Annotated in this window: 20 protein-coding genes and 1 rRNA gene; 4 read left to right on the forward strand and 17 right to left on the reverse strand. The window is 72.9% G+C overall.

The features are described 5' to 3' along the window. Positions 1–11: 11 nt before the first annotated feature. Complete coding sequence (locus tag ACF1ED_RS23550) at positions 12–1,157, reverse strand: helix-turn-helix domain-containing protein (RefSeq protein ID WP_391763473.1); 1,146 nt, start codon at positions 1,155–1,157, stop codon at positions 12–14. Positions 1,158–1,474: 317 nt separating this feature from the next. Between ACF1ED_RS23550 and ACF1ED_RS23555 the strand changes: the two genes are divergently transcribed. Further along, a complete protein-coding gene (locus ACF1ED_RS23555) occupies positions 1,475–2,185 on the forward strand; it encodes a DUF4232 domain-containing protein (RefSeq protein ID WP_391763475.1) in 711 nt (236 codons plus the stop codon). Positions 2,186–2,213: 28 nt separating this feature from the next. Here the strand turns inward: ACF1ED_RS23555 and ACF1ED_RS23560 are convergent, their stop codons facing one another. The 7 genes from ACF1ED_RS23560 to ACF1ED_RS23590 all read right to left on the reverse strand — a co-directional run bounded on the left by ACF1ED_RS23560 (position 2,214) and on the right by ACF1ED_RS23590 (position 9,025). Beyond that, positions 2,214–2,486, reverse strand: a complete 273-nt coding sequence (locus ACF1ED_RS23560) for a DUF1876 domain-containing protein (protein WP_391763534.1) — start codon at positions 2,484–2,486, stop codon at positions 2,214–2,216. Between the two features lie 61 nt (positions 2,487–2,547). Next, on the reverse strand, positions 2,548–3,552 hold the full coding sequence (gene hemB / locus ACF1ED_RS23565) for a porphobilinogen synthase (RefSeq protein WP_391763477.1): 1,005 nt from the start codon (positions 3,550–3,552) through the stop codon (positions 2,548–2,550). Positions 3,553–3,674: 122 nt separating this feature from the next. Then, positions 3,675–5,345: a uroporphyrinogen-III synthase gene (locus ACF1ED_RS23570; RefSeq protein ID WP_351101275.1), complete on the reverse strand. Its 1,671-nt coding sequence runs from the start codon at positions 5,343–5,345 to the stop codon at positions 3,675–3,677. After that, entirely contained in the window at positions 5,342–6,325 is a 984-nt protein-coding gene (hemC, locus tag ACF1ED_RS23575) for a hydroxymethylbilane synthase (protein ID WP_391763479.1), read from the reverse strand. The genes ACF1ED_RS23570 and hemC overlap by 4 nt, the downstream gene beginning before the upstream one ends. After that, positions 6,322–7,677, reverse strand: a complete 1,356-nt coding sequence (locus ACF1ED_RS23580; protein WP_391763481.1) for a glutamyl-tRNA reductase — start codon at positions 7,675–7,677, stop codon at positions 6,322–6,324. The genes hemC and ACF1ED_RS23580 overlap by 4 nt, the downstream gene beginning before the upstream one ends. Beyond that, the gene (locus ACF1ED_RS23585) at positions 7,674–8,462 is read right to left on the reverse strand and encodes a redox-sensing transcriptional repressor Rex (protein WP_391763483.1); all 789 of its coding nucleotides are present in this window, start codon (positions 8,460–8,462) and stop codon (positions 7,674–7,676) included. Before ACF1ED_RS23585 ends, ACF1ED_RS23580 begins: the two co-directional genes overlap by 4 nt. A 272-nt stretch (positions 8,463–8,734) precedes the next feature. Continuing rightward, a complete protein-coding gene (locus ACF1ED_RS23590; RefSeq protein ID WP_391763485.1) occupies positions 8,735–9,025 on the reverse strand; it encodes a glutaredoxin family protein in 291 nt (96 codons plus the stop codon). A gap of 93 nt (positions 9,026–9,118) precedes the next feature. Between ACF1ED_RS23590 and ACF1ED_RS23595 the strand changes: the two genes are divergently transcribed. The 3 genes from ACF1ED_RS23595 (at position 9,119) to ACF1ED_RS23605 (ending at position 12,946) form a co-directional block, all read left to right on the forward strand. After that, complete coding sequence (locus ACF1ED_RS23595; RefSeq protein ID WP_391763487.1) at positions 9,119–10,087, forward strand: HAD family hydrolase; 969 nt, start codon at positions 9,119–9,121, stop codon at positions 10,085–10,087. A gap of 477 nt (positions 10,088–10,564) precedes the next feature. Further along, a complete protein-coding gene (locus ACF1ED_RS23600) occupies positions 10,565–11,353 on the forward strand; it encodes an ECF subfamily RNA polymerase sigma factor, BldN family (protein ID WP_391763489.1) in 789 nt (262 codons plus the stop codon). Positions 11,354–11,686: 333 nt separating this feature from the next. After that, entirely contained in the window at positions 11,687–12,946 is a 1,260-nt protein-coding gene (locus ACF1ED_RS23605; protein WP_391763491.1) for a DUF5667 domain-containing protein, read from the forward strand. 75 nt (positions 12,947–13,021) lie between these two features. Here the strand turns inward: ACF1ED_RS23605 and ACF1ED_RS23610 are convergent, their stop codons facing one another. The 9 genes from ACF1ED_RS23610 to rrf form a co-directional block, all read right to left on the reverse strand. After that, positions 13,022–14,080 carry a lysophospholipid acyltransferase family protein gene (locus ACF1ED_RS23610; protein ID WP_391763493.1) on the reverse strand — a complete coding sequence of 353 codons (1,059 nt, stop codon included), beginning with the start codon at positions 14,078–14,080 and terminating at the stop codon, positions 13,022–13,024. Positions 14,081–14,095: 15 nt separating this feature from the next. Then, positions 14,096–15,166, reverse strand: coding sequence for an NAD-dependent epimerase/dehydratase family protein (locus tag ACF1ED_RS23615; protein WP_391763495.1), 1,071 nt, complete (start codon positions 15,164–15,166; stop codon positions 14,096–14,098). Positions 15,167–15,320: 154 nt separating this feature from the next. Beyond that, positions 15,321–15,419, reverse strand: coding sequence for a 30S ribosomal protein bS22 (locus ACF1ED_RS23620; protein WP_003948845.1), 99 nt, complete (start codon positions 15,417–15,419; stop codon positions 15,321–15,323). Positions 15,420–15,571: 152 nt separating this feature from the next. After that, a complete protein-coding gene (locus ACF1ED_RS23625; RefSeq protein ID WP_030495139.1) occupies positions 15,572–15,781 on the reverse strand; it encodes a helix-turn-helix domain-containing protein in 210 nt (69 codons plus the stop codon). Between the two features lie 127 nt (positions 15,782–15,908). Continuing rightward, positions 15,909–16,724, reverse strand: a complete 816-nt coding sequence (locus ACF1ED_RS23630; RefSeq protein ID WP_391763498.1) for a phosphatase — start codon at positions 16,722–16,724, stop codon at positions 15,909–15,911. An 81-nt stretch (positions 16,725–16,805) separates the two neighbouring features. Continuing rightward, positions 16,806–17,981, reverse strand: a complete 1,176-nt coding sequence (locus tag ACF1ED_RS23635; protein ID WP_391763500.1) for an acetoin utilization protein AcuC — start codon at positions 17,979–17,981, stop codon at positions 16,806–16,808. Then, positions 17,950–19,149 (reverse strand): MFS transporter, encoded by a 1,200-nt coding sequence (locus tag ACF1ED_RS23640; RefSeq protein WP_391763502.1) that lies wholly within the window; start codon positions 19,147–19,149, stop codon positions 17,950–17,952. The genes ACF1ED_RS23635 and ACF1ED_RS23640 overlap by 32 nt, the downstream gene beginning before the upstream one ends. Before the next feature lie 43 nt (positions 19,150–19,192). Further along, positions 19,193–19,840: an HAD family hydrolase gene (locus ACF1ED_RS23645; protein WP_391763504.1), complete on the reverse strand. Its 648-nt coding sequence runs from the start codon at positions 19,838–19,840 to the stop codon at positions 19,193–19,195. A gap of 67 nt (positions 19,841–19,907) precedes the next feature. Then, positions 19,908–20,012: ribosomal RNA gene (gene rrf / locus ACF1ED_RS23650) — 5S ribosomal RNA — on the reverse strand; the annotation flags it as partial.

The raw sequence follows: 20,012 nt of genomic DNA on the forward strand, positions 1-20,012 counted from the left end.
GGGCGGGTGGGTCACTGCTGAGCGACCCACTCGCCCTCGTCGGGCCAGTAGCCGTAGACCGTGCGGCCCTCGATGGCGTGCGTGCGGAACGGCTCCCCGCCGTCGTCGATGCGCAGGGTCCCCTTCCTGTCACCGGTGCTCCACTCCAGCTCCAAGTACCAGGCGACGGCGTTCTCCTCGGTGTGGACGTCGAGGTTGAGGACCTCCGCGTCCCCGGTGGCGACCTGGTACGGGAAGTCCTTCGCCGGTACGACCCGGTCCCCGTCCTGTCCGGCCACCGCCTTCACGTACGGCCGGGGCGCGTCGAGGTCGACGTCGAAGGTCTGCGGGGTGATCCCGCTGCCGCAGCCGTCGCCCATCGAGTACGCGTCCCGCGCCGGCGGCCGGTCGCGCTCGACGACCCGGACGCGCAGCCGCGAGAGCACGACCGGTTCCCGGGTGCGGCCGGTGACGGTGATCTGGAGCTGCATGTGGCCGCCGTCGATCCCGCCGAGCGCACGGGCCCACGGGCGGGTGTCCTGCGGCGGGGGCGGGGGCGGCACGTGCTGCGGCTTCTGGTCGAGGACGTAGTACTGCCCGCAGGGCTGGGCCCAGTTGTACGAGCTGATGCCGGCGTTCAGCGGGGCGGGCGCCGCGGTCGCGCCGGAGCTTCCGCGCGGCGGCTCCTTCTCCCCGTCCCGCGCCACGACGTAGGCACCGGGCACGGCGAGCGCGACGACGGCCACGGCCGCGAGGGCGCCCTTGAACCGCGTCCGGGAGGGCGCGGCGCCCCCGCCGGCCCCGGGCGTCACCACGACGACGGTCTCGCCGGCCTCCACCTGCGCCACGGGCTCGACCGGCCCCACGGCCTCGACCGGCCCCACGGGCTCGACGACCGGAGCGGCGACGGGCCCGACGACCGCCTCTCCGCCCCGCCCCCGGGACTCGTCGGCGACGATCCAGGCGCGGTGGAGCTCGACCAGTTCCTCCCGCGTGGCCCCGCACAGCCGCCCGAGCCGTTCCACCGGGGCGAAGTCGGTCGGGACGGCGTCGCCGTTGCAGTACCGGTGGAGGGTGGAGGTGCTGACGTGGAGCCGCTTGGCGAGCGCCCCGTAACTCAGTCCCGAGCGCTCCTTCAGCCCCCGCAGCAGCCCGGCGAGCCGGTCCCCCGTGTCCATCCGTCGCTCCCCCATCGCTGGCCGGCGTCCCAGGAACGCGTTCCGGGCGACGTGCGTCTCCCCAGGTCACAGGGGGTGGAAGCGTTCCAGCGTTCCTCATTGTCCCGCGTCGGTCGACAGGGCGTCACACCGGCTCGCAGCATGGAGCCATGCCGAACAGCCGCGTCACCGACGCCCTGGCACTGACGGTGCTGATCATCTGCACCGCGATCGTGATCGCTCTGCTCGACGGCCACTGACCGGCCGCCGGCCGGCCACTGACCGGCCGCTGCCGACCACCGACCGACCACCACCGGACCACCCACGGGGGAACCACCATGCGCACGTCCGTCCGCCGCCTCGCCCTGCCCGCCGCCGCACTGGCCGCGGCCCTCGCCCTCACGGCCTGCCAGTCGTCCGACCCGGAACCGGCGGCGAAGGCCCCGGAGAAGCAGACCACCACCGCGCCGGCCACGACGCCGGCGTCCGCCGAGCCGACGACGACCGCCCCCCGGCAGCCCGCGCCCACCACCGCCCCGCCCACGGCCACGACTCCCGCGTCCGCCACCCCCGCCCCCGCCCGCACCACGGCGGCCCGGCCGTCCTCCGAGGCGCCCGCCGCCCGGCCCACCGACGACGGGCCGGTGCACCGCACCTGCGCCGCTGGGGACGTGAAGGTCGTGGCGAGCAAGGTCAGCCGCCCGATCAACCACCTGGCGCTGACCGTCACGAACATCGGCGGCCGCGCCTGCGACGCCCTGGGCGCGCCCCTCGTCGGCTTCGACCACAGCCAGGCGCCCATCAGGATCGTGGAGGAGAGCAAGCCGCAGGCCGTGGTGACGCTGATGCCCGGCGAGTCGGCCTACGCGTCCCTGATCCTGACGGGGGAGCCGGGCGGGGACACGCACGGCATGACCGTCCGCACGATCAAGGTGAACCTGACCACGGACAGCATGGTGACGGTGACGGCGCCGGAGGGCACGTACGTGGACGACGGCGCCGCCGTCTCGTACTGGCAGCGGGAGCTGGCGGACGCCCTCCAGTACTAGACCGGGCCCGCTCCGCCCGGGACCGCCGCTACCGGTTGATCGGGTGCGACGTCCGCCCGGACGCCTCGTCGATCTGCGCGTGCGCCTTCTGCAGCAGCTGCGAGGCCAGGTCCATCAGGGCGCGCGCCCCGGCGATCTCCTCGCCGACCCGCAGCTGTTCCGGATCGGAGGGGTGACGGTGGGCGGTGCCGTGGGCCCGGAACTCGGAGCCGTCCGAGAGCCGCACCATGGCCGCCGCCCGCGTCCGGTCGCCCTCCTCCTTGAACTCCATGTCGACGTGCCATCCGACGAGCGTGTTCATCATGAGGACCACCTCCGGGAGGTACCTGTCGGGTACCTCTCCAGGGTGCGCCGCCGGGCGGTCAGCGGCGAGCCGACCCGAGGGTGCGCGCGGCCTCGGTGGCCCAGTAGGTGAGGATCATGCGCGCGCCGGCGCGGCGGATGCCGGTGAGGGTCTCCATGATCGCCTTGTCGCGGTCGATCCAGCCCTTCTCGGCGGCGGCCTCGACCATCGCGTACTCACCGCTGATCTGGTAGGCGGCGACCGGCACGTCCACGGCCTCGGCGACCTTCGCGAGCACGTCGAGGTACGGGCCGGCCGGCTTCACCATCACCATGTCCGCGCCCTCCTCCAGGTCCAGCGCCAGCTCGCGCATCGACTCGCGGAGGTTGGCCGGGTCCTGCTGGTAGGTCTTGCGGTCGCCCTTGAGCGACGAGCCGACGGCCTCGCGGAAGGGACCGTAGAAGGCGGAGGAGTACTTCGCGGTGTACGCGAGGATCGCCACGTCCTCCTTGCCGATCGTGTCCAGCGCGTCGCGGACCACGCCGACCTGGCCGTCCATCATCCCGGAGGGCCCGACGACGTGGACGCCGGCGTCGGCCTGGACCTGCGCCATCTCGGCGTACCGCTCCAGGGTGGCGTCGTTGTCGACCCGCCCCTGGTCGTCGAGGACGCCGCAGTGACCGTGGTCGGTGAACTCGTCGAGACACAGGTCGGACATGACGATGAGGTCGTCGCCGACCTCGGCCCGCACATCGCGGATCGCGAGCTGGAGGATGCCGTCCGGGTCGGTCCCGGCCGTGCCGAGCCCGTCCTTCTTCGCGTCCTCCGGCACGCCGAAGAGCATGATCCCGGAGACCCCGGCCTCCACCGCCTCCACCGCGGCGCGGCGCAGCGTGTCCCGCGTGTGCTGGACCACGCCGGGCATCGCGCCGATCGGCACGGGCTCGCTGACGCCCTCGCGGACGAAGGCGGGCAGGATCAGGTCGGCCGGGTCGAGCCGGGTCTCGGCGACCATCCGCCGCATGGCGGGCGTCGTCCGCAGCCGCCGCGGCCGCGCCCCCGGAAAGCTTCCATACGAGTTCATACGTGCGAGGCTACGCCCGCCCCGCGCCCCCACTTACCGACACCCTGTTGCCGCCGCGTGACGCGACGGCGCGGGCCCCCGGGTGGGGGCCCGCGCCGTCGGGAAGCGGACGGGGTGCCGCGTTACGTCGTCCGGCGCCGCCGCGCGCCCGGCCGCCGCTCGCTCGGCCGCGTCACGGGATCGCCCGCCTCCAGCGCCGCCTCGCGCCGCCGCAGGCCGAACTCCGCCAGCGCCTCGGCCAGCTTGTGGACGGACGGCTCGGGCGACAGGACGTCGACCCGCAGGCCGTGCTCCTCCGCCGTCTTGGCCGTCGCCGGCCCGATGCAGGCGATGACGGTCACGTTGTGCGGCTTGCCGGCGATGCCGACCAGGTTCCGCACGGTCGACGAGGAGGTGAAGAGCACCGCGTCGAAGCCGCCGCCCTTGATCGCCTCGCGGGTGTCCGCCGGCGGCGGCGACGCGCGCACGGTCCGGTAGGCGGTGACGTCGTCGACCTCCCAGCCCAGCTCGATGAGCCCGGCGACGAGCGTCTCGGTCGCGATGTCGGCCCGCGGCAGGAAGACGCGGTCGATCGGGTCGAAGACCGGGTCGTACGGCGGCCAGTCCTCCAGGAGCCCGGCGGCGGACTGCTCGCCGCTCGGCACCAGGTCGGGCTTCACACCGAAGTCGACCAGCGCGGCGGCGGTCTGCTCGCCCACCGCCGCGACCTTGATCCCGGCGAAGGCGCGGGCGTCGAGCCCGTACTCCTCGAACTTCTCGCGCACGGCCTTGACCGCGTTGACCGAGGTGAAGGCGATCCACTCGTAGCGTCCGGTGACGAGCCCCTTCACGGCCCGCTCCATCTGCTGCGGGGTCCGGGGCGGCTCGACCGCGATGGTCGGCACCTCGTGCGGCACGGCGCCGTACGAGCGCAGCTGGTCGGAGAGCGACGCGGCCTGCTCCTTGGTGCGCGGCACGAGCACCCGCCAGCCGAAGAGCGGCTTGGACTCGAACCACGAGAGCTGGTCGCGCTGCGCGGGGGCGCTGCGCTCGCCGACCACGGCTATCACCGGCCGGTGGCCCTCGGGAGAGGGGAGCACCTTGCCCTGCTTGAAGACCTGGGCGATCGTGCCGAGGGTCGCGTTCCACGTCCGCTGGCGCGTGGTGGTGCCCGCGATGGTGACGGTGAGCGGGGTGTCCGGCTTGCGGCCCGCGGCCACCAGTTCACCGGCGGCCGCGGCCACCGAGTCGAGCGAGGTGGACACGACGACGGTGCCGTCGGATGCGCCGACCTCGGCCCAGCAGCGGTCGTCGGCGGTCCGCGCGTCGACGAAGCGGACGTCGGTGCCCTGCTCGTCGCGGAGCGGCACGCCGGCGTACGCGGGAACGCCGACCACGTTCGCGACGCCGGGGACGACCTCGAAGGGGATGCCCTCGGCGGCGCAGGCGAGCATCTCGGCGCCCGCGTTTCCGTCGAGGCCGGGGTCGCCGGTCACCGCACGGACGACCCGCCTGCCGCCGCGCGCGGCCTCCATGACAAGATTGGCCGCATCCCTCAGCACGGGGACACCGGCGGCTGTTGACGCCTCGTCAACAACCGTCAGCTCAGGCGTGCTCACCCCCGCGCGCGCATGCCCGCGGACGACCTCGAGGACCTCCGGCTCGGCGATCAGGACGTCCGCTCCCGCCAGGGCCTCGACGGCCCGGAGGGTCAGGAGTCCGGGGTCGCCCGGGCCTGCGCCGAGGAAGGTGACGTGGCCGTGGCCCGCGAAGACGGGGGACACAGGACTGGTGGTCGGGCTGGTGGGGCTCAAGGTCGCTCCCCCATAAGACCGGCCGCACCCTTGGCGAGCATCTCGGCCGCGAGTTCGCGTCCGAGCGCCGCCGCCTCGTCGTGCGAGGTGGGTACGGGACCGGTGGTGGACAGCTGCACCAGCGTCGAGCCGTCGGTGGTGCCGACGACGCCACGCAGGCGCATTTCGGTGACAGCCTGCCCGTGACCGGGACCGTCGGCCAGGATGTCGGCGAGCGCGCCCACGGGTGCGCTGCAGCCGGCCTCGAGGGCGGCGAGCAGGGATCGCTCAGCGGTCACGGCGGCCCGCGTCCGCGGGTCGTCGAGAGCGGAGAGCGCGGCGACGAGGTCGGAGTTCGACGCCGGGCATTCGACGGCCAGGGCACCCTGGCCGGGGGCGGGCAGGACGGAGTCGACCGGCAGGTGCTCGGCCGACAGGCCGTCGAGGAGTTCCTCGGTGCCGCCGATGCGGTTGAGTCCGGCCGCGGCGAGGACGACGGCGTCGAGCTCGCCCTTGCGGACGTAGCCGACGCGGGTGTCGACGTTGCCGCGGATCGGGACGCAGGTCAGGTCGAGGCCGTGGCTGCGGGCGTACGCGTACAGCTGGGCCATGCGGCGCGGCGAGCCGGTGCCGACGCGGGCGCCCCGCGGGAGCCGGTCGAGCGAGAGGCCGCCGCCGGCGATGAGGACGTCGCGCGGGTCCTCGCGCTTCGGGATCGCGGCCAGCACCAGCTCGGGGTGCTGGGCGGTCGGCAGGTCCTTCAGGGAGTGGACGGCGAAGTCGACCTCGCCGGCGAGCAGCGCGTCGCGCAGGGCGGCGACGAAGACGCCGGTGCCGCCGATCTGCGCGAGGTGCTCACGGGAGGTGTCCCCGTACGTGGTGATCTCCACGAGCTCGACGGGCCGGCCGGTCAGCTGCCGGACCGCGTCGGCCACGTGCCCGGACTGGGCCATGGCGAGCTTGCTGCGCCTGGTCCCGAGCCTCAGTGCCCTCTCGGTCATACTCGCCCTCGGTTCTTGACGTCGGCGTCATTCAGGTCGGCCCGGGAGACGGAAGCCACCGTCTGCGGGTCGAGGTCGAAGAGTGTCCGCAGCGCGTCGGCGTACCCGGCGCCGCCGGGCTCGCTGGCCAGCTGCTTGACCCGCACGGTCGGCGCGTGCAGGAGCTTGTCGACGACGCGGCGCACGGTCTGCGTGATCTCGGCGCGCTGCTTGTCGTCGAGGCCGGGGAGGCGGCCTTCCAGGCGGGCGACCTCGCTGGCCACCACGTCGGCGGCCATGGTGCGCAGGGCGACCACGGTCGGGGTGATGTGGGCGGCGCGCTGGGCGGCGCCGAAGGCGGCGACCTCGTCGGAGACGAGGCCGCGGACCTGGTCGACGTCGGCGGCCATGGGGGCGTCGGCGGAGGCGTCGGCCAGCGACTCGATGTCGACGAGCCGGACGCCGGGGATCCGGTGGGCGGCGGCGTCGATGTCGCGGGGCATCGCGAGGTCGAGCAGGTACAGGGGCTCGTCGCGGCCCTCGGCGGCGGCCCCGACGGCCTCGCCGGTGAGGACGAGCCCGGTGGCCCCGGTGCAGGAGACGACGACGTCCGCCCGGCCGAGTTCGTCGCCGACGGCAACCATCTCGGCCGCGCGCGCGGCCACGCCCGTGCCGCCGGGCTCGGTGAGGATCTCGGCGAGCCGCTCGGCGCGGGCGAGGGTGCGGTTGGCGATGACGATCTCGGCGACCCCGGCGCGGGCGAGGGTCGCGGCGGCCAGCGAGGACATGGAGCCGGCGCCGATGACGAGCGCGCGCTTGCCCCGCGCCCAGCTCTCGACGGCGGTGTCCTGGGCGAGCTGCTCCAGGCCGAAGGTGACGAGCGACTGCCCGGCCCGGTCGATGCCGGTCTCGCTGTGGGCGCGCTTGCCGACCCGCAGGGCCTGCTGGAAGAGGTCGTTGAGGAGCCGGCCGGCGGTGTGCAGGTCCTGGCCGAGGGCGAGGGCGTCCTTGATCTGGCCGAGGATCTGGCCCTCGCCGACGACCATGGAGTCCAGGCCGCAGGCCACCGAGAAGAGGTGGTGGACGGCCCGGTCCTCGTAGTGCACGTAGAGGTAGGGGGTGAGCTCGTCGAGGCCGACGCCGCTGTGCTGGGCGAGCAGCGTGGACAGCTCGGCGACGCCCGCGTGGAACTTGTCCACGTCGGCGTAGAGCTCGATGCGGTTGCAGGTGGCGAGGACGGTGGCCTCGGCGGCCGGTTCGGCGGCGAGGCTGTCCTGGAGGAGCTTGGCCTGGGTGTCCGCCGGCAGCGAGGCCCGCTCCAGGATGGAGACGGGGGCGCTGCGGTGGCTCAGCCCGACGACGAGGAGGCTCATGCCGGCATCACGGCGGGGACGTCCCCGTCGGGTCCCTTGCGGCCGCTCTCGGCGGTGGTGCGGGTGGCCACGGGCGGCGCCACCGGGGCGGCGGCCTGCGGGGCGGCGTCCTCGCCCGACTCCTCGCCGGCCTTGCGCTGCTCGTGGAAGGCGAGGATCTGCAGCTCGATGGAGAGGTCCACCTTGCGCACGTCGACGCCGTCGGGCACGGAGAGCACGGTCGGGGCGAAGTTGAGGATGGAGGTGACGCCGGCGGCGACGAGCCGGTCGCAGACGGCCTGGGCGACGCCGGCCGGGGTCGCGATGACGCCGATGGAGACGCCGTCCTCGGCGATGATCTTCTCCAGGTCGTCGCTGTGCTGGACGGGGATCCCGGCGACCGGCTTGCCGGTCATGGCGGGGTCGGCGTCGATCAGCGCGGCGACGCGGAAGCCCCGGGAGGCGAAGCCGCCGTAGCCGGCGAGGGCGGCACCGAGGTTGCCGATGCCGACGATCACGACGGGCCAGTCCTGGGTCAGGCCGAGTTCGCGGGAGATCTGGTAGACGAGGTACTCGACGTCGTAGCCGACACCGCGGGTGCCGTACGAGCCGAGGTAGCTGAAGTCCTTGCGCAGCTTGGCGGAGTTGACGCCGGCCGCGGCCGCGAGCTCCTCCGAGGAGACCGTGGGTACGGAGCGCTCCGACAGCGCGGTCAGGGCGCGCAGATACAGCGGAAGGCGGGCGACGGTGGCCTCGGGAATTCCTCGGCTACGGGTCGCCGGTCGGTGAGTTCGGCCAGTTGCCACGGTGCTCCTGCGGGATGAGCGGGGCTGCAGGCGGCCATATGTCCCAAGACCGCCCCGTCGAATGCAGGCTATGTCTTTGTGAACGCGTGCACAAAGATGGTGTCCGTTTTGTCCGGCCAAAGTGACCGGGGTCACGCAACCGGTTCTCGCCGCAGTGGAACCGTCGCACGGCGCGACGCGTTGAGATGCCGAAGGGGGCAAAGCCGCACACACTCCTCACGACGTGGCCCCCGAATGCCAACAAAACGTCCACGATGGTAACCGGCTTTCGGTCACGCACCCAGTTCGCGCCGGAGCCGCTCCGCGTCCACCCGCCAGAAGGTGTGCTGCTCACCGTCGACCAGGACGACGGGGATCTGCTCCCAGTACTCCTTGTACAGCGCCTCGTCCTGGAGGATGTCCCGCTCCTCCCAGCGCGCCCCGGTCTCGGCGCACACGGCCTCGATCACCGCCCGGGCGTCGTCGCAGAGGTGACACCCCGGCTTCCCGATCAGCGTCACGGTCCGCGCGGCCGGGTCCTTCGCCGCGTCCTTCTTCTTCGCACGTCCGAACATGCCGCCCATTGTCCCGCCCGGTCACGGCGGGGACCCGCACTGTTCACGCGGCGGCATCCCCACAAGTCGGGAAGTACCGAACAGACTGGCTATGCTCCAGACATGGCCGCTCTGGGATGGCTCACCCCCCGTAGGCGCTCCGCCACCGCGCGCAGCGTCCTGGCAGGCGAGGCCGCCGCCGAGGCGGCCCGCAAGACCTCTCTCCAGCTGGAACGGGAGAGAGAGGAGGAGGCCGCCGCCCTCGAAGCCGCGGCGGCCGCCGAAAGCGCCCCCGAGGAGCCCGAGTTCCCCGTCGTCGGCGACGTGCGGGCGGCCGCCTTCTTCGACCTCGACAACACCGTGATGCAGGGCGCCGCGATCTTCCACTTCGGCCGCGGCCTGTACAAGCGGAAGTTCTTCCAGCGCCGCGAACTCACCCGCTTCGCCTGGGCGCAGATCTGGTTCCGGCTGGCCGGCGTCGAGGACCCGGCCCACATGCAGGAGGCCCGCGACAGCGCGCTCTCCATCGTCAAGGGCCACCGCGTCTCCGAACTGATGTCGATCGGCGAGGAGATCTACGACGAGTACATGGCCGACCGGATCTGGCCGGGCACCCGCGCCCTGGCCCAGGCCCACCTCGACGCGGGCCAGAAGGTCTGGCTGGTGACCGCCGCGCCGGTCGAGACCGCCACGATCATCGCCCGCCGCCTCGGCCTCACCGGCGCCCTCGGCACGGTCGCCGAGTCGGTCGACGGCGTCTACACCGGCCGGCTGGTCGGCGAGCTGCTGCACGGCCCCGCCAAGGCCGAGGCGGTACGGGCGCTGGCCGCCGCCGAGGGCCTGGACCTCGCCCGCTGCGCCGCGTACAGCGACTCGCACAACGACATCCCGATGCTCTCGCTCGTCGGCCACCCGTACGCGATCAACCCGGACACCAAGCTGCGCCGGCACGCCCGGGACCGCGAGTGGCGGCTGCGCGACTACCGGACCGGCCGCAAGGCCGCCAAGATCGGCATCCCGGCCGCCGCGGGCCTCGGCGCCGTCGCCGGCGGCACCGCCGCCGCGGTCGCGCTGCACCGCCGCCGACGCTGACCCCGCCGACGCGGGCCCCTGAGCGGCGGAAGCCCGCTCCCGTATCCGAACTCCCCGGCGTTCCCGGCTCGCCACGCCCGTGGCGATACGTTTCGGCTGCGATCACCTACGACAACGGCGGACCAGAGGGGCTCACCCGTCCGTGGTCGAACAGCCCCGCACACCTCGACTCCCGGGCATTCCCGCGCCCTTACCCAGGAGCGGCCCCGATCACTCCCCTCTACCGCACATGAGCACAACGCAACGCCGACGCAATCACACTCGGAAGTCACTCGATCAATAACCGGTCACGAAGTGCGACTTGATCCGCCTGCAAGCGGTAACAGAAGCGACGTAATCGATGATTTGAGCAACTGGGTGTAGCGCTGCCTGTACGAAGCGTTATTCTCCTCAGACGCACAGCGGAACCCTCACGTCGCTACCACGAGTGAACGGATCCGCACTGCACGTGATGGAAGCTCTGCCTCTGGGAGTCCCGTGTACCCACACGTCGGGGTTGACGCCTCGGGCCTGGCTACGCTGCGCGCAACGGTCCTCGACCACTTGCGTGGCTTCGTCCCCACCGCGTACGTCGGTCCTGCGCCCGCCTTCGCCTTCGCCGCACCGGCACCGGCCGGCCCTTGCTATGCCCTGGCCGACGGCGGTGCCGCCGTCGGCAGAAGGGGCGCGCGCGGCACCGGCAACTCGGCCGCCGCCCGACGCCCCACCGCCGACAGCGACAGCGCCCGCATGATGGACCTGGTCGAGCGCGCCCAGGCGGGCGAGGCCGAGGCCTTCGGCCGGCTGTACGACCAGTACAGCGACACCGTCTACCGCTACATCTACTACCGCGTCGGCGGGAAGGCGACGGCGGAGGACCTCACCAGCGAGACCTTCCTGCGCGCCCTGCGCCGCATCTCCACCTTCACCTGGCAGGGACGCGACTTCGGCGCCTGGCTCGTCACCATCGCCCGCAACCTGGTCGCCGACCACTTCAAGTCCAGCCGCTTCCGGCTGGAGGTCACCACCGGCGAGATGCTCGACGCCAACGAGGTCGAGCGCAGCCCGGAGGACTCCGTCCTGGAGTCCCTCTCCAACGCCGCACTGCTCGACGCCGTCCGCCGCCTCAATCCCCAGCAGCAGGAGTGCGTCACCCTCCGCTTCCTCCAGGGCCTCTCGGTCGCCGAGACCGCGCGGGTCATGGGGAAGAACGAGGGCGCCATCAAGACCCTCCAGTACCGGGCCGTCCGCACCCTGGCCCGCCTCCTGCCCGAGGACGCCCGCTAGAGGACGCCCGCGCTCAGCGCGGGCCGCCGACCGCCGCCGCCCCCTCCCCCGTCCCCTCCCCCCGTGAAGTCACTTGTCCCCCTCACCCATACCTCTCCCCCCACGCCACCACTGCCCGTCCCACATCACAGTCGGTGACGCATCGATGACGCACTGGTCCGATCATCCTTCGCGCGTAACCCAAGTGCCGCGCCGCTCGTTGTGCGAAATGCAGGCTCCCTGTGGTCACGCCCTGCTCGCAGATCCTCACTCGTTCGTGTGGATCCGCTCAAGCAGGGCAACCTTCCGGACCCCCCGGGGAGTCGACCGTCATGACGAGAGGAGGTGCCGCCAGTGATCGCGAACGTGCACCGGCGGGCGAACGCCTTCGCCCAGGCCCTGGAGGACCGGACGCCCGACGGCGAGGCGGCCGACCGGCCCGACGCCCCGGCCGACACGGGCGACCAGGGACGGCTGTTGGCCTTGGCGAGCGGACTCGGCGATCTGCCGAAACCGGAGCTCGACCCCGAGGTCAAGGTCGTGCAGCGAGCGCAGCTCGTCGCCGCCATGGAGGCGATGTTCGCCCAGGGGACGGCCGCCGCGGGCCCTGCCGTCCCGGAACAGCGGAGCACGCGGGGCGCCCACCGGGCCTCCCCGCTGCGGAAGCTCCGCCCACGATCCCGCTGGACCAAGGGGCTCGCCGCCGGCGGCCTCACGGTCGGCGTGGCCGCCGGAGCCTTCGGCGGGGTCGCCGCCGCCAGCTCCGACGCCCTCCCCGGTGACTCCCTCTACGGGCTCAAGCGGGGCATGGAAGACCTCAAGCTGGGCATGGCCGACGACGACGCCGACCGCGGGGGCATCTACCTCGACCAGGCGTCCACCCGGCTCAGCGAGGCCCGCCGGCTCATGGAGCGCGCCCGCTCCGGCGACCTCGACCACGAGTCCCTCAGCGAGATCCGCCGCGCCCTCGGCGGCATGAAGCACGACGCCGAGGAAGGCCACCGGCTGCTCCGCCAGGCCTACGACAGGGACGGCGAGATCGCCCCCATGGCCCGGCTGAACTCCTTCGCCCAGGCCCACCGCGACACCTGGAACGGCCTGCGCGACCGCCTCCCCGTCCAGCTCACGGACGTCGGCGAAGAGGTCAGCGGCGTCTTCGACGCCATAGACCAGGAGGTCGAGCCGCTCCAGTCGATGCTGCCCCGCACCCTGGAGAAGGGCGCGGTCGCCCCCGGCGGCTCCAGCAGCAGCCCCACCGCCCGGCAGAACCAGCAGGGCACGGACACCCAGCAGCCCCCGGCCACCCAGGGCACCCCCACCCAGGACGGCCACTCCGCCACCCCCCGCCCCTCGGGCACCACCCAGAGCGGCGGCACGGGCGACACCACCGGCACCGGCACCACCCCGAGCCCGGGCGCCGAAAGCGGCACCGCCTCCCCCGAGGAAGACGGACTCCTCGGCGGCAACACCGGCGGCCTCCTGCCGTCCCCCACGGGCACACCCCCCGCCCCCGAGGACAGCCAGGTGACCCCCACGCCTCCGGACGTCACCATCCCGCCACTCCTGCCGGGCCTCCTTCCAGGCCTCGGCATCGACAGCGAGGACGCTCGCTGACAAGGAGAAGGGGCGCCCCCACGGACGGGGGGCGCCCCTTCGTCCATCCACCAGGACGCGGAACACCGGCAGAACTCAGAAGAACACCGACCGCCGCTGCACCAGCAGCTTGTAGAGCGTGTGCTGGATCTGCTCCCGCACCTGATCCGTCAGGTTGAACATCAGCATCGGGTCCTCCGCCGCCTCCGGCGGATAGGAATCCGTCGGGATCGGCTCGCCGAACTGGATCGTCCACTTCGTCGGAAGCGGCAGCATCCCCAGCGGCCCCAGCCACGGGAAGGTCGGCGTGACCGGCACGTACGGCAGCCCGAGCAGCCGCGCCAGCGTCTTCGCGTTCCCGATCATCGGGTAGATCTCCTCGGCGCCCACGATCGAGCAGGGCACGATCGGCACCCCCGCCCGCAGCGCCGTCGAGACGAAACCGCCCCGGCCGAACCGCTGGAGCTTGTACCGCTCCGAGAACGGCTTCCCGATCCCCTTGAAGCCCTCCGGCATCACGCCGACGACCTCCCCCGACCGCAGCAGCCGCTCCGCGTCCTCCGCGCACGCCAGGGTGTGCCCCGCCTTCCGGGCCAGCTCGTTGACCACCGGCAGCACGAAGACCAGGTCCGCCGCGAGCAGCCGCAGATGCCGGCCCGCCGGATGGTGGTCGTGCACCGCGACCTGCATCATCAGCCCGTCCAGCGGCAGCGTCCCGGAATGGTTCGCAACGATCAGCGCCCCGCCCTTCTCCGGGATGTTCTCGACGCCCTTCACCTCGACCCGGAAGTACTTCTCGTACAGCGGGCGCAGCAGCGACATCAGCACCTGGTCGGTCAGCTCGGCGTCGTACCCGAACTCGTCCACCTCGTACTCGCCCGTGACCCGGCGCCGCAGGAACGCCAGGCCGCCCGCGAGCCGCCGCTCCCAGCCCGCCCGCCCGGCCCCCGCACCCGCCCCTTCCGCCCCCTCCGGCTCCGGTACCGGCTCCGCCCCGGCCTCCGGGTCCGGGCCGACGGGCACCTCCCGCGCCCCCGGCAGCGCCCGTACCGCCGCCGGCCCCTTCTCGGGACCGGACGGCTCCTCGGGCCGGCCCGGCCGCCGCCGGACCCGCGAACGGTCGTCGTCGAAAGGAATCACCTTGGCGTCCGCCATCGCTGTCGCTGCTCCTCAGGCACCGTCGTGAGAGTCGGGAGAAGGGTTCGGCGCCGCGCCCGGGGCGATCCGGCCGGCCAGCCGGTCCACCGCCCCCGCCAGTCTCTCCGGCGGCAGGAGGCCCGGCCCCCGGCTCGCCGCGAAGTCCGCGAACGCCTCCGCCGTCGAGTACCGCGGCCGAAAGCCCAGGGCCTCCCGCATCTGCGCGGTCGAGACGACCCGCCCGTGCGTGAGGAGCCGGATCTGCTCGGGCGCGAAGTCCGTCAGCCCCACCGTCCGCAGCGCCGAACCCACCCACGTCACCGCCGGCAGCAGCACCGGCACCGTCGGCCGCCCGAGCCTGCGCGCGCACTGCGAGAGCAGCAGTACCCCGTCGCCCGCCACGTTGAAGGTCCCGCTGTTCAGCGACGCCCGGCGCGGCTCCTGCGCCACGAGGCGCAGCACGTCGATCACGTCGTCCTCGTGGACGAACTGCAGCCGCGGGTCGTAGCCCAGGACCGTCGGCATCACCGGCAGCGACAGGTACTCGGTCAGCGGGGACTCCACCCGCGGCCCGAGGATGTTCGCGAACCGCAGCACGCACACCGCCACGTCCGGCCGCCGCCGGGCGAAGCCCCGTACGTACCCCTCGACCTCGACCGCGTCCTTCGCGAAACCACCGCTCGGCAGCGACTTCGCCGGGGTCGTCTCGGTGAAGACCGCCGGATCGCGGGGCGCGGAGCCGTACACGTTCGTGCTGGACTTCACCACCAGCCGGCCGACCCTCGGCGACTTCTGGCAGGCCCCGAGGAGCTGCATGGTGCCGATGACGTTGGTCTCCTTGACCGACGTCCGGCCGCCGGCGCCCAGCGCCGTCCCCGTCACGTCGAGGTGCACCACCGTGTCCACCTCGTGCTCCGCGAGCACCTTGGCGATGGCCGGCCGGCGGATGTCCGCCCGGACGAACTCGGCCGCCCCCAGCGGATGCCCGGGCTCGACCGCGTCCACGGCCACCACCCGCTCCACTTCCGGGTCCCGCTGGATCCGCCGCACGAAGCGGCCCCCCAGATGCCGGGCCGCACCGGTGACGAGCACGACCTTGCCCAAGATCAGCGCCTTCCGTCCGAACTTCCCTGGCGTCTATCCGTAGCCGCCACCGTAGCGCCTGTGGATTTCGGCGCAATGAAAACGTGGCCCCTCACCGATGCCGGTGAAGGGCCACGTCTTTTCACGCACGGGAAACCGCTCGCGCGGCCGCCGCCTACTTCTTGTTGCGACGCTGAACGCGCGTGCGCTTGAGCAGCTTGCGGTGCTTCTTCTTGGCCATCCGCTTGCGCCGCTTCTTGATAACAGAGCCCACGACTACCCTCGCTCACTTCTTCTCACTGGTGCGGGGCGTCTGGGCCCACACGACCTACGAGGGGTTAGCCTACCGCCCCTGGCACCGCACGAGTAATCCGAGGGCCGGACGCGGCTCACCGGCCGTTCGGCCGGAGGTCGACCGCGCGCCCGCTACGCGGTCCCCACCCCCACGTACGACTCCCTCAGGTACGCGTGAACCGCCTGTTCCGGGACCCGGAAGGACCTGCCCACCCGGATCGCCGGCAGATGACCGCTGTGCACCAAGCGGTACACGGTCATCTTCGACACGCGCATCACCGCGGCGACTTCCGCCACGGTCAGGAACTTGACCTCGTTGAGAGGCCGATCGCCAGCAGCCATGACCCACCTGTACCTTCCGCCGCGACGCGCACCGGCTTCCCCTCCGGTGACTCTTCGTCGTCGAACGCTCACGGATCAGACTAGGGGCGGGTGGTACGAGTGGGGAAGAGGAGCCCCTATCGCCCGTTTACCGTGACAGACACGCTCGATTGAGTACATAGCGCGTGAGGGGACGGTAGTACGCCGAGCGCACCCCGTCATCCAGCGGGACGGCCACCGACACCTGCCCCTCGGCCTCTCCCACGAAGAGCGCCGGATCGTTCGTGTCGGCCAGCCCGATCGCCTCGATACCCAGCTGACCAGCGCCGCAGACCCACCCGTGGTCCCCGACGACCAGCTCCGGCAGCGGCCCGCCGGCCCGCGCCGCGCTCTCCAGCGCGGCCCGCACCGGCAGCGCCGAGTGGGAGTGCGCCCCCTGCTCGCGCCCGCCCTCCGGCGGCCCCGCCTCCCGTACGAAGGCGACGCCGCGTACGTAGTCGAGGACGTGGGTGCGTAGACCGAACCGGGTCGTTATGTCGACACATCTCCCCTGCGCCGGGGTGAGTACGTCACATCCCGCCGCCGACAGAGCGTCTGCGAGAGCGGCGTAGAAACCGAGCAGCCGGTGCGGATGCCCCGTCCCGAACAGCACCGGGGCCCGCCGCGCCGCCACCGCCGCGAGCCGCCCCCCGAAGTCGTCGAGGCCCCGCAGCGTCCGCTCCGGATCGATCACGTCCGGCCCCGAGCGATGCGCCGGGTCCCCCGACACCCCGCACTTCTCCGCCATCAGCCGCAGCAGCGCGGACTCGTCCCAGCCCCCGGCCGGCATCAGCCCCAGGGTCACCCGGGGGTCGCGCGCGGCGAAGAGCCGATAACTCCGCAGACTCTCCTCCCGCGACGTCGCCACGGTTCCCGCCAACCCCGCCGCCAACAGATGCGCCCGCAGCGCCCCGGTACTCAACACCCTCCCGATGCTGCCGGATCGCTCCTGCCGGAACGTCAAAATCCGTCGCGCACCGCACAGTTGGCGTAACAGAGCGGGGGTTCAGGCCAGCAGACCGCGCAGCGGGAAGGCCGCCTTCCGGGTCGCGAGCACCGCCTGGTCCAGCCGGTCCGCGGGGTCGTATCCCGCCGACCACTCACGGAAGTCGACGGGCCACCGCCCGTCCGTCATCCGCCCGGGCCCCAGCTGCCTCGTCCGCGCGTACACCTCGTCCCGCCACGAGGACGGGATCACGGTCCCGGGCGCCACGGGCGCGTGCGCCGCGATCCCCACGAGGTGGGTCCACGACCGCGGTACGACGTCGACGACCGCGTACCCACCGCCGCCGAGCGCCACCCACCGCCCGTCCGCGTACGCGTGCGCCAGCTCGTGGCACGCCTCCTGCACCGCCCGCTGGGCGTCCAGCGAGACGGCCAGGTGGGCCAGCGGATCGTCGAAGTGGGTGTCCGCCCCGTGCTGGGTCACGAGCACCTGCGGCCGGAAGTCGGCGAGGAGCTCCGGCACCACCGCGTGGAAGGCCCGCAGCCAGCCGGCGTCCCCGGTCCCGGCCGGCAGCGCCACGTTCACCGCGCCGCCCTCGCCGGGCCCGGGCGCCCCGGTCTCCTCGGGCCAGCCGGTCTGCGGGAACAGCGTCCGCGGGTGCTCGTGCAGGGAGACCGTCAGGACCCGCGGGTCCTCCCAGAAGGCCGCCTGCACCCCGTCGCCGTGGTGGACGTCGACGTCCACGTACGCGACCCGCTCCACGCCCAGCTCCAGGAGCCGGGCGATGGCGAGCGAGGCGTCGTTGTAGACGCAGAACCCGGCGGCCCCGCCGGGCATCGCGTGGTGCAGTCCGCCGGAGAAGTTCACGGCGTGCCCGGCCTCGCCCCGCCACACGGCCTCCGCCGCCGCCACCGACTGCCCGGCGATCAGCGCGGACGCCTCGTGCATGCCCGCGAAGGCCGGGTCGTCGACCGTCCCGAGCCCGTACGCCTGGTCCGCGTGGCGGGGATCCGCCGAGGCGGCCTTCACCGCGGCCACGTAGTCCTCGCGGTGCACGAGCCGCAGCGTCGACTCCCCGGCCGGCTTGGCGGCCACCACGTCGACCGCCCGGTCGAGCCCGAAGGCCCGGACCAGCCCCATGGTCAGTGCGAGCCGCACCGGGTCCATCGGGTGCTGGGGCCCGAAGTCGTACCCCGTGACAGCTTCATCCCACATCAACAGTGCGCGGCCGCTCATGCCCGCCACCGTATCGGGCCTCTCGCGCGCCGAACGACGTGGCGTACACCACCGTCACCAGGACGAGCACCATCGGCACCACCATGGCCCCGCGGTAGCTCCACGCGTCCCCGAGGGCCCCCACGAGCGGCGAGCCGACGAGGAAGCCGACGTAGTTGAAGACGTTGAGCCGCGCGACGGCGGCGTCGCTGTTCTCCGGGAAGAGCCGCCCGGCCGCCGCGAAGGTCTGCGGCACGATCACGCTCAGCCCGAGCCCCAGCACGGTGAAGGCCGCGATCCCCACCCACGCCGACTGCGCCGCTGCCACCAGCGCGAACCCGCACGCCGCGAGCACCGCCCCGGCCCGCACGACCGCCGACGCCCCGAAGTGCCGCACCCCGAGGTCGCCCACGGCCCGCCCGAGCAGCGTCGTCACCATGTAGGCGTTGTACGGGACGGTCGCCGCCTCCTCCGAGCTGCCGAGCACGTCCTGGAGGTACTTCGCCGACCAGTTGGAGACCGTCGAGTCCCCGATGTACGCGAAGGTCATCACCAGGCACAGCGGCAGCAGCAGCCGGAAGGACAGCGCCCCGCCGCCCTTCTCCGCCGCGGCCCCGTCCGGGGCGGCCTTGCCGTCCACGTACCACCGGCTGCCGAGGAAGGCCGCCGGCGCCAGCACCACGACCACCGGCAGGTACGACCAGAACAGCGACAGGTGCCAGTGCGCCCCCGCCCAGGCCAGCGAGGCCCCGGCGATCCCGCCGAGGCTGTACGCGGCGTGGAAGCCGAGCATGATGCTCCGGCCGTACGCCCGCTGGAGGCTCACCCCCAGCATGTTCATGGACGCGTCGAGCGCGCCGACGGAGAGCCCGAACGCGCCGAGCGCCACGGCGGCCGTCCACAGCGCGTCGCCGGCGCCCACGGCCAGCAGGGCCAGCAGGACGACGGGCTGAGACCACCGCAGCACCCGGGAGGGCGCCACCCGGGCCACGACCTTCTCCGTCGCCACGCTCGCCACCCCGGCGAGGATCGGCACGGCGGCCAGGAAGAGGGGCAGCAGCCCGTCGGATATCCCGTACCGGTCCTGGATCCCGGGGATGCGGGTCACGAGGAGGGCGAAGGCCACGCCCTGGACGAAGAAGCTGAAGGCCAGGGAAGACCGCCCCCGCCGCAGCCGTGCATCGGTCATGGCGGCTCAGCGTAGGGCCGTCACCTACCGATGGGTAGATGGATCACAGACCCAAAATCCCGGGCAGCTCCTCCATCCGCGAGAAGAAGCCCTTGGCCCCGGCCAGCCGGTCTTCCGGCGTCATCGCGGTGAACCCGTACACGTCCATCCCGGCCGCCACGGCCGCCTGTACGCCGAGCCGGCTGTCCTCGACGACGACGCACCGCCCGGGCGCCACCCCCATCCGCGCGGCGGCGTGGAGGAAGAGGTCCGGCGCGGGCTTGCCCCGCCCCACGTCCTCGGCGCTGTAGACGACCTCCTCGGGGAACCAGGCGTCGAGCCCGGTCTTCCGGTGCCCGACCCGGATCCGCTCGTGGCTCCCGGACGAGGCCACGCAGTACGGCACCCGGTCGGCCGCCAGTCGCTTGAGCACCTCCACCACCCCGTCCACCGGCTCCAGTTCCTCCTGGAAGGCGGCGAAGACCCGCGCGTGGAAGGCGGTGTCGAAGTCCTCGGGCAGCCGCTGTCCGGTCCGTTCGAGGACCAGGTCGTGCACCCGGTGCAGGGCGGCCCCCATGTAGTCGCGGAGGGAGTCCTCGTACGTGGTGGGGTGCCCGAGTTCGGTGAGGTAGCCGGCGAGCAGCCGGTTGGAGAGCGGCTCGCTGTCGACGAGCACGCCGTCGTTGTCGAAGATGACGAGGTCATAGCGCATGCGATCAGCCTAGAACGCAAAAATGCCTCAACCCCCGGACGGTGTCCGGGGGTTGAGGCTAAAAATTGTTCGGCGGCGTCCTACTCTCCCACAGGGTCCCCCCTGCAGTACCATCGGCGCTGAAAGGCTTAGCTTCCGGGTTCGGAATGTAACCGGGCGTTTCCCTAACGCT

This window comes from Streptomyces sp. NPDC014656 (assembly GCF_043084305.1).
Classification (GTDB): domain Bacteria; phylum Actinomycetota; class Actinomycetes; order Streptomycetales; family Streptomycetaceae; genus Streptomyces.

Bases quoted from the DNA above. Each gene is read 5' to 3' on its own strand.
- ACF1ED_RS23550 (WP_391763473.1), bottom strand. From the start codon at position 1,157: ATGGACACGGGGGACCGGCTCGCCGGGCTGCTGCGGGGGCTGAAGGAG.
- ACF1ED_RS23555 (WP_391763475.1), top strand. From the start codon at position 1,475: ATGCGCACGTCCGTCCGCCGCCTCGCCCTGCCCGCCGCCGCACTGGCC.
- ACF1ED_RS23560 (WP_391763534.1), bottom strand. From the start codon at position 2,486: ATGAACACGCTCGTCGGATGGCACGTCGACATGGAGTTCAAGGAGGAG.
- hemB (WP_391763477.1), bottom strand. From the start codon at position 3,552: ATGAACTCGTATGGAAGCTTTCCGGGGGCGCGGCCGCGGCGGCTGCGG.
- hemC (WP_391763479.1), bottom strand. From the start codon at position 6,325: ATGACCGAGAGGGCACTGAGGCTCGGGACCAGGCGCAGCAAGCTCGCC.
- ACF1ED_RS23580 (WP_391763481.1), bottom strand. From the start codon at position 7,677: ATGAGCCTCCTCGTCGTCGGGCTGAGCCACCGCAGCGCCCCCGTCTCC.
- ACF1ED_RS23590 (WP_391763485.1), bottom strand. From the start codon at position 9,025: ATGGGCGGCATGTTCGGACGTGCGAAGAAGAAGGACGCGGCGAAGGAC.
- ACF1ED_RS23595 (WP_391763487.1), top strand. From the start codon at position 9,119: ATGGCCGCTCTGGGATGGCTCACCCCCCGTAGGCGCTCCGCCACCGCG.
- ACF1ED_RS23610 (WP_391763493.1), bottom strand. From the start codon at position 14,080: ATGGCGGACGCCAAGGTGATTCCTTTCGACGACGACCGTTCGCGGGTC.
- ACF1ED_RS23625 (WP_030495139.1), bottom strand. From the start codon at position 15,781: ATGGCTGCTGGCGATCGGCCTCTCAACGAGGTCAAGTTCCTGACCGTG.
- ACF1ED_RS23635 (WP_391763500.1), bottom strand. From the start codon at position 17,981: ATGAGCGGCCGCGCACTGTTGATGTGGGATGAAGCTGTCACGGGGTAC.
- ACF1ED_RS23640 (WP_391763502.1), bottom strand. From the start codon at position 19,149: ATGACCGATGCACGGCTGCGGCGGGGGCGGTCTTCCCTGGCCTTCAGC.
- ACF1ED_RS23645 (WP_391763504.1), bottom strand. From the start codon at position 19,840: ATGCGCTATGACCTCGTCATCTTCGACAACGACGGCGTGCTCGTCGAC.